Annotated in this window: 2 protein-coding genes; one reads left to right on the forward strand and one right to left on the reverse strand. The window is 56.6% G+C overall.

Annotated elements, in window-relative coordinates:
• The coding region (locus C9413_RS31470) for an ATP-grasp domain-containing protein (RefSeq protein WP_170251445.1) at positions 1-522 on the reverse strand (522 nt) is incomplete at its 3' end.
• Between the two features lie 759 nt (positions 523-1,281).
• Here C9413_RS31470 and C9413_RS31475 point away from each other — a divergent pair.
• The gene (locus C9413_RS31475) at positions 1,282-1,980 is read left to right on the forward strand and encodes a response regulator transcription factor (protein ID WP_040114285.1); all 699 of its coding nucleotides are present in this window, start codon (positions 1,282-1,284) and stop codon (positions 1,978-1,980) included.
• The last annotated feature ends 166 nt before the right edge of the window (positions 1,981-2,146 follow it).

Genomic DNA, 2,146 nt, shown 5'->3' on the forward strand with positions numbered 1-2,146 from the left:
GTCTAACTCCTCGACATCGCGGCACAATCGGACACCGCTGCTACCGCTGCCTTCGGCCGGCTTAACGACCACTGGTAGGCCAATCTCCGCAGCAGAGTTTTTTACTTCGGTCGTATCAGACGCTAGGCGATAGGCAGGTATTGGAACGCCGGCCTCTGCGAGGAACTGACGTTGAGCGAATTTGTCGCAACATCGTTCAATGGATGTGGGGTTCGGTCCCGGTAGGTTAAAGTACCGGCAGAGCTTGGCGACGATCACATAGGGCGACTCCTCGATCCCCGTAAAACCCGTAATGCCAACAATGCCATAGGTCGCACCCAGCTGGGTGCATTCGTGGATCAGCAAATCGAGATTGCTAGTATCGACCTGGATTGCCTCAATCCCCTCCGCCGCAAGGTAGTCGTACTGAGCTGGATCAGCCGATAGGGTAATTGGGTGAAGACCAAGACGCTGGGCCGCGCGGACGTAAAGCGGACCATTACTTTTGTGACCTTCGACCAACACGAGCGCTCTTCTTGGCATTGCGATTGACCCTCCGTTGCATGCTGTGCGGCGATCCGACCGTGAGTGGGCGTCAATTTAGCCGTCGCTGGCGACAGGCTTCGCGGAGAACATACCATTGTCAGCGACTTGCATTTGTAAAGGTTCTGTAAATTTGGATGAATGACGTAACGGGATACAAATCGGGAGCTCTCTGTCGGTAATCGCAACGATGCCGATCCATTTCTCTCGAGCGAGCATCGGCGAGCTCAAGTGTGTGAGGCGCGTAAAGGTTCATTGAAATGGCGGAGCGGCCACTGAGGTGCGGTTGCATGGGGCAGAAACCCGATCGAAACCGAAGCTGTCGTGCCAGCGATTCTGAGCGATACGTTTAAATTACCTTTCAACTTGCAACGTATTCTAAACAGCGAGCCGGGTCGGCTTTAACATGGCTCTGGGATCGGCACCGCTCAGCGAGCTGATCGCAAGGCCTCTCAAATCCTATGCGTCAGAGAACATTCCTTGCTGATATCCAGCCGATTGACGCCCTTCAACACCCGCTGTCAGCTTGTCGGATGCGCGACAAAGGCAAATTGGGCCGATCTCTTATGTTGCATCTGGGTAAACGTTTGAAGCCCAACGATAAAATTTTCTGTTAACGCGATCAGCCAATTTGGCACGAGTTTTGAAACCCTTCAGTACGTCGCGCCCGTACGCAGACGATTAGAACTGCGCCGCGCCTCGGTTCCGCAGGGTGCTGGCCGGGGAGGCGCCGCTGGGAATGGAGCAGGGGTAGCGCTGATGAAGCCACGAGTTCTGATCTGTTCGCAAGACGTTGACTTCTATCTAGTCTTCAGTCACATCCTGGCGGTCGACGGCTTCACGATTGAGCTGGCCGGCGGCGTGGAGGAGGCGCTCGCGTTAGCCGGCGAACGGGAGCTACAGACCGTGGTGCTGGATTGCCAGCCGGCAAGCGCAGCTGGGCCTACAATTTGCGCCCGACTTAAAGAGGAGCCCCGGACCGGCCTTCTGCTTGTGGTTGCGCCGATCTCGCCCGGTGCGGAAAGCGACCACCTTGATCTCTGGAGGGCCGGCGTCGACGAGAGCTTTGTGCGTCCTATCGCGCCAGCGAAGCTGGTCGACTACCTGCGAGTAAAGCTAACGCCGGGGCAGCCATCAATTAACGAAGTTGAAAGCGGCAGCTCGCTCGGCTGTGGAGACGTTGAGATGAGGCTCGATACCCACCGGGTTCACCACAAGGACCATGAGATCCATCTCGGACCGATCGAGTTCAACCTTCTGCGGCATCTTCTAAAGAACCCCGGCAAGGTCTTTAGCCGAGACGAGCTGATCGGTGCGGCCTGGCCGCAGAATATCCATGTCGGCGAACGCACCGTCGACGTCCATATTAGCCGACTTAGAAAGACGCTAAAAACGGCCACTCTCACAATCCGCACCATCCGGTCGGTCGGCTACTCGCTTGAGAAGTCGGACGACTGAAGAGGCGACGAGCGCGACCATTTCCCATGTCTTGGGGAGTGCGTTCGGGATAGACCACGCATGAAAGGGCGGCTGAGTAATTCCCACTGGCCCGGAAGCACGTCGAGCGCAATGCACAACTGCCACTATCGCCACATGGAAGAATGCTACCAAACGACTTGTCGAG

Origin of the sequence: Rhizobium sp. SEMIA 4085 (assembly GCF_013004495.1) — a bacterium.
Lineage (GTDB): Bacteria > Pseudomonadota > Alphaproteobacteria > Rhizobiales > Rhizobiaceae > Rhizobium > Rhizobium gallicum.